This is a genomic window from Campylobacter sp. US33a (assembly GCF_004378855.1).
GTDB lineage: Bacteria > Campylobacterota > Campylobacteria > Campylobacterales > Campylobacteraceae > Campylobacter_D.
In genome coordinates this window covers 1-6,608 of the sequence record NZ_RYYL01000020.1, presented here as the reverse complement: position 1 = coordinate 6,608, position 6,608 = coordinate 1, and the positions used below count along the sequence as shown (strand labels likewise).

Below are 6,608 nucleotides of genomic sequence, written 5' to 3'. Positions count from 1 at the left end.
AAATAGAAAGGAGTAAAAATGTTTGATTTATTACTAGCATTTATTTTAATTGCTATTGGTTTTGGTATTGGCTTTTTCGTTTATCACAATAATCAAAAAAAGGCTAATGATATTGGCGATAAAATCAAAGACAAAGTGCAAAAAAATGACAAGTAGATTATTTTTAGGGCTTTGCGCCCTAATTATTTTAGTTTTTTTGTATATGCAAAACAAAAATTTAAAAACACAAAACGAGCTTTTAAACTCTAATTTAAGTAAGGCAATTTCTGCAAATAATGATTTAAATAAGACTTTAGAAGCTTTACAAAATAGACACAAAAACGAGCTTGAAAGCTTAGGAAAGGCAAATAAAGAAATCTTAGCTTTAAAAGCAAAAGTAGAAAGGTTAAAAAGATATGAAAATGTTTCTAATGATGAGTTTATCGCTGTTTTTAATGATATGCTTGAGCGCTTGTGGCAAAACGCAAATGATAAGTCAAACACAAACCATTCACCAAAAAGTGCCAAATGAATTGTTAGAACTTAAAATTTTAGATAAACCAAATATCAAAGAAAATAAAGATGTGATTAATGCATATATTGAACTTTTTGAAAATTACAAGGCTTGTGAAATTAAATTAATACAAATTAAGGAGTTAAATCAATGAGACTGATTAAAAAATACAGTTTGAATTTAATGCTTTGTGTATCTCTTTCATTTTTAGCATTAAGTTTATTTTCTTTACTTGAGTTATTAGCAAGGCTTTAAACAATGAAAATTGAAGATTATTTTATCTATTTTGCACTTTTAATAGTTAGCATAATAGCAGGTATAGTCTCGATTTTCACTAAAGAAAAACTAGCAGGTTGCGAAAAACCAAAGTGCAAATTCAAACTATTTTTACAAGGAATGATAGGCTCAATGTTTGTAGCTTACCTAGCTTTTGAATTTGCAAGTTATTTTGATTTGGGAATGAAAATGAGTATAGCAGTGGGTGGCTTTGCGGCTTATATTGGAACAGATGCTTTAGTAAAGCTTGAGCAGTGGATAGAAAAGCTCATTAATAAAAAAATTGACAAGGTTTAAAAAATGATTGAAATTGGAATCATTAGCGACATTAAAGACAGTAAGGCTAAGGTTAGTATTGGTGAAATGGTGACTGATTTTTTGCCAGTTTTTCAAAGTCTAGCTAATTCTTACGCCGTATCTTTTTCTCCTTTAAGAATAGGAGAACAAGTGTTAGTGATGCCTGTGCGCGGTGATTTAAATTCAGGTGTTATTTTGCGTGGGCTTTATCAAGAAAAGCATAAAGCAAAAAATACCGATACAAATACCTTTAACATAGACTTTGAAGATGGAACACATTTAGAATACAACTCAAAATCTAGCACTTTAAAGCTTGATGTGGTTAAAGATATAAGCATTACTTGTGTAGATAAAACCACCAATAATAAAAATGATACCTTAAACACTCAAAGTCATACCACAAACGCTAAAACCATAACGCTTAATGCAACAAAAGTAAGTGTGAATGCTCCAAGCATTAATTTAAACGGTAATACGCAAATTGCAGGGACAATTTCCACAAGTGGCGAAGGTGGGACAAGTGGGACTTTTAGCATAAAAGGGAATTTAAATTTAATTGGCAATTTAAAAGTAAGTGGAAATATAAGTGATAGCAAAGGTGATTTAACAAATCATATCCATTCTTGTACAGATGGTGCTACGGCGGTAAGTAGATGAAATATTTAACAAGTATTGAAGAAAGCATAAAAGACATTTTAATCACTCCTTTAGGCTCTCGTGTAATGAGACCTGAGTATGGTTCTTTGCTTTATACGCTAATTGATAGAAAAATCGATGATGATTTTAAAATCAAACTTACCAGATATACAGCAGAGGCAATTTCAAAGTGGGAAAAAAGAGTAAAGCTTAAAGGTGTAAGGCTCAATGAATGCAAAGATAGCAAATTAAGTATTACCTTGCTTTTTGAAAATTATAGGGATTTAACAATGGAGCTTGGAAAATGAATGAGTTTTTAAGTGCAAATGATAGCTATTTTAAACAAAGCTTTTTAAAAGATATTCCTTATCCACAAATCATAGAAGAGCTTGATTTTGAAAAGATTTTAAAAGATCTTGAAGAGCTTTTTAAAAGCTTTCTAAAAGAAAGTGTTGGGCTTTTAGAATCTGATCCATTTAAAGCCATTTTAGAAGCTCTTGCTTATAGGGAAATGATTATAAGAGCAAGGATAAACGAAAGTATAAAAGCAACTTATCTTCATTATGCAAAGGGAAGCGATTTAGATAATGTAGTGGCTAATGGCTATTTAATAGAAAGACTCAAAGGTGCTAAACCTATCGCAAAAGTAGAGTTTGAATTAAATACCTTACTTACTTATGATGTCATCATTCCAAAAGGTGCGATTTTTTCAAATGAAAATGCTGATATTGCTACCTTAAAAGAAGATGTGCTTATCAAAAAAGGAGAAAGCAAAGCTGAGGGCATTTTAGAACTTGATGAATTTGTGCAAAGCAAAGACATAAAATGCGAGTTTTTACAAACCCCTTTGCCTTTTGTAACCAAAATAAAACAACTTGAATTTTTCAAAGGCGGAGCCAGTGAAGAAAGCGATGAAGCCTTAAGAGAAAGAGCGGTAATGAGTGTGCATAGATTTTCAACCGCAGGAAGCGAGAAAGGTTATATTTATCACGCTTTAAGCGCAAGTGCAAAAGTAGCTTCAATTAAAGCTTTAAATAATGGAGCTGGAAAAGTTAGAGTTATCATTAAAAGTAATGATGAAAATACAGTCGATGTGGTTAAAGAGTATTTAAGCACGGATGAAGTGCGTCCTTTAACTGATGAAGTGAGTGTTGAACTTGCAAAGAAAAGAGAGTTTATCATAGAGGCAAAACTTTTGCTTTTGGAACTAAGCCGTGCTAATGAAATAAGCGAAAAGATTAATGCTTTACAAAAAGACTTTGATTTAAGTGTGGATTTAGCACTTGGTTTTTTATATAAATGTCTTCATCAAGATGGAGTTTATAAAAGTGAAATTTTAAGCATTAAAGAAAAAATTAAAAATGAAGAAGGCGAAGAGTTAAAAAACTTGCCTTTGGAAAATATATTGATAGCTGATGATGAATTTGGCGTTCTTAACTTTTCACTTAGTTATGAAAAGGCAGTGCTATGAAGGGGCATTGCGTAGCAATGGGTGGGGAAGCCTTCAGTAAAAGCGACTTTGGGCGAACTTCGTTTGTACAAAGTGATAGCATAAAAAAGGCAGTGCTATGAATACTTTAATACTAAACCACCACCCAAAACAAAGCAAAGCTATTGATTTAAGTGCTAAGCAAAGATTTGAAGATTTAAAAATAGAAAGTATCACAAATTTAGCTTTGCATTGCGATAAGCGAATGCTTCCAATTTTAGCAAATGCTTATGATATGAGTATTGATGGTTTAGAAGAAAAAGAAGCTAGAAAACTCATATCCAAAGCCTTACTTTTAGACAGGTATAACGGAACTACTTGGGCAATTAAAGAAGCTTTAAAAGCCGTGTTTCCAACGGCAGTGGTTAAAGAATGGTTTAATTATGGTGGAGAGCCTTATTTTTTCAAAGTCAAAGTTAGCACAAGTGAAATCAGCTTTGATGAGAGAACTTTAGCACTTTTAGATAGGTTGATTTTGGAATTTAAAAATGTCAGAAGTGTTTTAGAAAGTATTGAAATAGAGATTGAAAGCAAAAGTGATAGCTTTAATGCTAGCGTAGAAATTAGCGGAGAAGCTTTAGAGATTTTACCTTTTCAAACCACGCAAATTTCAAGCAAGCAAAAACCAAGTTTTAATGCAACTGGTGTTTTTATCTGCGAAATTTCAAAAACTAATATTGATTTTAAAGGAGTGTATTAATGGCAAAAAGTGAATACTATACCATACTAACTAAAATTGGTATTGCTAAATTTATAGCCGCTCGTGCTAGTGGAAATGGGGTTAATTTAAAAAGCTTTAAATTAAGCTCAAAAGTTATTCTACCAAGCGAAGAGATGGAGAATTTAGAAGAGATTGTATATGAGGCAAATATTAATTCTAAGTATATTGATGAGAAAAATCCTAACTATGTGAATTTAGAATGTTATGTGCCAAGCAATGTAGGTGGTTTTGAAGTAAATGCGGTGGGTATTTATAATGAAGAAGGAGATTTAATTGCCGTAGGAAATACCCCACGCACCTATAAGCCACTACTAGAACAAGGCAGTGCTAAGGAATTAATGATCAAAGTAGTAATGGAGCTTTCTAATGCAGAGGAAGTCATTTTAAAGCTAGATCCTAGTGTAATTATGGCAAGTAGAGATTATGTGGATGCTATTAAATTAGAACTTGAGCTTAAAATTGAAGCAGCAATTGATGATTTTAATAAAAAACTTGCCAAAAAAGCAGATTTAAATGGCAACAAAGAGCAAGTTTTTAGCGTAGCAAATCCTACAGATGATAAACATGCTATTAATAAAATCACATTAGAAAAGTTACTAGAAAACATTAATGGTAATATAGATAATTTACTTAAAAACTGTGTTTTGCTTAATACAGACCAAACCATCAAAGGAAATAAAACCTTTGAAGGAAACACCGCATTTAAAAAAGCTCCTACAAGTGAAGTAAAAGCCACTAAAGATAAAGAGCTTGTAAATTTACTCACTTTAAAAGAGCAAGTGCCTTTACTTAGCAGTGGGCTTTTCTCTAAAGTTAGAGAAGTTGAGCTTGTAAGTAATGTGATATATACAAATTCCAGTGATAAGCCTGTCATGATAATTTTTAATATAAAAACAAAAAACTTAACTCCTATTATGTACTACAGTGGATCTAAATGGTCATATCAAGATGGATATAATGGAAATATTGAAGTTAATATATGTATTCCAACAACAACTTTTCGACAAATAGGTGCTGAAGCGATTTCAAGAATAGAACAATTCAGCACTTATCATTTAATAAAAGCTAATGCTATTAATTCAGAAACTCTTAAGGCAAGTGGGACTGTTATAAATGCTAATTTAATCCAACAAGGAACTTTTTTTGCAATTATTCCAGCAAATTGCACATATAAAATATCTGCAGGACCTACTTGGGCTTATGATAATAATAAAAATTATCGCATTGAGCTATCTGCTGTTGAATACATCAAAGCAAAAATTTACGAATAAGGAAAAAAGATGAGATATTACAAAGATAAAGACAATTTAGTTTATGGTTTTGAAGATGATATTAAGGTGGATACTAGCATTTATACTGAAATTTCAAAAGAAGAGGCATTGGAACTTGTTAAGCCTATACCACCAACTCCCCCAAGCGAAGAAGAACTTTTGGCAAATGCCAAAGAAAACAAGCTTAAAGAAATCGATGCTAAAAGAGATGAAGCGATTGAAAGTGGTGTAACTTACAAAGATAAAGTCTTTCAAAGTGCGGAAAAAGATAGAAACTTGCTCACTTCAACCGTTAGTCTTTTTTCTATAACCAAAAGCTTACCTGAAGGCTTTGTGTGGATAGCCAAAGACAACACAGCTGTGAGTATGAGTTTAGAAGACTTAATCGCACTTGGTGCTTTAATGGCATCAAGCGTAAATGAAAACACAATTAAGGCTAGAAATTTAAAAGATGCAGTTTTAAAGGCAACAACTTTGGATGAAGTTAAGGGGATAGTATGGAACTAAAAAGAGTGATTGTAAAGCCTTCGGATAAGGATAGATTTGAACTCATGCAAGATTATGAATTTTCTTTGCCAAGTTTAAATGCAAAAATCGAAAAAGGTTTTAAGAGTAATGGAGCAAATATCCCTAGACTTTTTTGGAGTATATATCCACCAAATAAACCTGAGTATTTAAGTGCGGTTGTAATACATGACTTTCTATGTGAGAAAGCCAAAACAAGAGAAGATTATAAATTAGCAGATTTAGCCTTAAAAGAAGCTATGCAAGCCTTAAATTGCAATGGCTTTAAGGTTTTTGTATTTTATCACTCTTGTGATATTTATCACAGCATTAAATGTTTTTTGAAAGGAGTTTTTAAATGAGCTATGATATTTCTTATAATCCAAGCGAAGGTCAAAACGAGATTAAACCTCCAATTGATCCTATAAAGCCTGATGATATCGATATACAAAAAGTGCAAGAATTAATCAATAAAAGTCTTGAAGATTTTAAAAATGAAATCGTAGGTAAATTTGATAGTGAGAAATTCAAAGAATTTATTCAAGATTTAATTTTAAAAAACAACTTTTTGCAATTTAGTGATATTTCAGATGAGCAAAATCCAAACCGAAAAAGCTTACAACTTAAAAACCACGATAGCATAAGTGGCTTTTTAAAAGATGGACAAAGTGCGGTTAATATCGCAATGGTTAGCAAATGGGATAAGGTGGATTTTGGAAGCAATAGTGTAGAAATGAATTTAAATTCAAAAGATGGTATTGTAAAAATCAATGATAAAACAACAATTGCAACCAATGAAGATTTAAAAATATTAAATCAAAAAATCGATGAGATTGCAAATGAAAACACCATAAGCGGCGCAAATGTTCTAATTGGCGAAAACAAGCCAAGCGTTAATATCAATCCTGAAAGCATAGGCAG

At 31.7% G+C, this 6,608-nt stretch carries 12 protein-coding genes; all 12 read left to right on the top strand.

Annotated features, from left to right (window positions below):
- The first annotated feature begins 18 nt into the window (after positions 1-18).
- The gene (locus tag ELQ16_RS10085) at positions 19-156 is read left to right on the top strand and encodes a hypothetical protein (RefSeq protein WP_166739686.1); all 138 of its coding nucleotides are present in this window, start codon (positions 19-21) and stop codon (positions 154-156) included.
- On the top strand, positions 146-511 hold the full coding sequence (locus ELQ16_RS09600) for a hypothetical protein (RefSeq protein ID WP_134239415.1): 366 nt from the start codon (positions 146-148) through the stop codon (positions 509-511). Before ELQ16_RS10085 ends, ELQ16_RS09600 begins: the two co-directional genes overlap by 11 nt.
- Positions 468-647: a hypothetical protein gene (locus ELQ16_RS09595; RefSeq protein ID WP_134239413.1), complete on the top strand. Its 180-nt coding sequence runs from the start codon at positions 468-470 to the stop codon at positions 645-647. Before ELQ16_RS09600 ends, ELQ16_RS09595 begins: the two co-directional genes overlap by 44 nt.
- A 104-nt stretch (positions 648-751) precedes the next feature.
- Positions 752-1,066 carry a phage holin family protein gene (locus tag ELQ16_RS09590; protein ID WP_134239411.1) on the top strand — a complete coding sequence of 105 codons (315 nt, stop codon included), beginning with the start codon at positions 752-754 and terminating at the stop codon, positions 1,064-1,066.
- 3 nt (positions 1,067-1,069) lie between these two features.
- Positions 1,070-1,723, top strand: coding sequence for a phage baseplate assembly protein V (locus ELQ16_RS09585; RefSeq protein WP_134239409.1), 654 nt, complete (start codon positions 1,070-1,072; stop codon positions 1,721-1,723).
- Positions 1,720-2,010, top strand: a complete 291-nt coding sequence (locus ELQ16_RS09580) for a GPW/gp25 family protein (protein ID WP_134239408.1) — start codon at positions 1,720-1,722, stop codon at positions 2,008-2,010. The genes ELQ16_RS09585 and ELQ16_RS09580 overlap by 4 nt, the downstream gene beginning before the upstream one ends.
- Positions 2,007-3,173, top strand: a complete 1,167-nt coding sequence (locus ELQ16_RS09575; protein ID WP_134239407.1) for a baseplate J/gp47 family protein — start codon at positions 2,007-2,009, stop codon at positions 3,171-3,173. Before ELQ16_RS09580 ends, ELQ16_RS09575 begins: the two co-directional genes overlap by 4 nt.
- A 97-nt stretch (positions 3,174-3,270) precedes the next feature.
- Positions 3,271-3,891, top strand: a complete 621-nt coding sequence (locus ELQ16_RS09570) for a phage tail protein I (RefSeq protein WP_134239405.1) — start codon at positions 3,271-3,273, stop codon at positions 3,889-3,891.
- Positions 3,891-5,183, top strand: coding sequence for a phage tail protein (locus ELQ16_RS10590; protein WP_243832628.1), 1,293 nt, complete (start codon positions 3,891-3,893; stop codon positions 5,181-5,183). The genes ELQ16_RS09570 and ELQ16_RS10590 overlap by 1 nt, the downstream gene beginning before the upstream one ends.
- Positions 5,184-5,192: 9 nt before the next feature.
- Complete coding sequence (locus ELQ16_RS09560) at positions 5,193-5,690, top strand: DUF4376 domain-containing protein (protein WP_134239403.1); 498 nt, start codon at positions 5,193-5,195, stop codon at positions 5,688-5,690.
- Positions 5,681-6,049, top strand: coding sequence for a DUF1353 domain-containing protein (locus ELQ16_RS09555; RefSeq protein ID WP_134239401.1), 369 nt, complete (start codon positions 5,681-5,683; stop codon positions 6,047-6,049). Before ELQ16_RS09560 ends, ELQ16_RS09555 begins: the two co-directional genes overlap by 10 nt.
- A partial coding sequence (locus ELQ16_RS09550; RefSeq protein WP_208335098.1) for a hypothetical protein occupies positions 6,046-6,608 on the top strand: 563 nt, incomplete at its 3' end. The genes ELQ16_RS09555 and ELQ16_RS09550, both read left to right, overlap by 4 nt.

Bases quoted from the DNA above. Each gene is read 5' to 3' on its own strand.
- ELQ16_RS10085 (WP_166739686.1), top strand. From the start codon at position 19: ATGTTTGATTTATTACTAGCATTTATTTTAATTGCTATTGGTTTTGGT.
- ELQ16_RS09600 (WP_134239415.1), top strand. From the start codon at position 146: ATGACAAGTAGATTATTTTTAGGGCTTTGCGCCCTAATTATTTTAGTT.
- ELQ16_RS09595 (WP_134239413.1), top strand. From the start codon at position 468: ATGATAAGTCAAACACAAACCATTCACCAAAAAGTGCCAAATGAATTG.
- ELQ16_RS09590 (WP_134239411.1), top strand. From the start codon at position 752: ATGAAAATTGAAGATTATTTTATCTATTTTGCACTTTTAATAGTTAGC.
- ELQ16_RS09585 (WP_134239409.1), top strand. From the start codon at position 1,070: ATGATTGAAATTGGAATCATTAGCGACATTAAAGACAGTAAGGCTAAG.
- ELQ16_RS09580 (WP_134239408.1), top strand. From the start codon at position 1,720: ATGAAATATTTAACAAGTATTGAAGAAAGCATAAAAGACATTTTAATC.
- ELQ16_RS09575 (WP_134239407.1), top strand. From the start codon at position 2,007: ATGAATGAGTTTTTAAGTGCAAATGATAGCTATTTTAAACAAAGCTTT.
- ELQ16_RS09570 (WP_134239405.1), top strand. From the start codon at position 3,271: ATGAATACTTTAATACTAAACCACCACCCAAAACAAAGCAAAGCTATT.
- ELQ16_RS10590 (WP_243832628.1), top strand. From the start codon at position 3,891: ATGGCAAAAAGTGAATACTATACCATACTAACTAAAATTGGTATTGCT.
- ELQ16_RS09560 (WP_134239403.1), top strand. From the start codon at position 5,193: ATGAGATATTACAAAGATAAAGACAATTTAGTTTATGGTTTTGAAGAT.
- ELQ16_RS09555 (WP_134239401.1), top strand. From the start codon at position 5,681: ATGGAACTAAAAAGAGTGATTGTAAAGCCTTCGGATAAGGATAGATTT.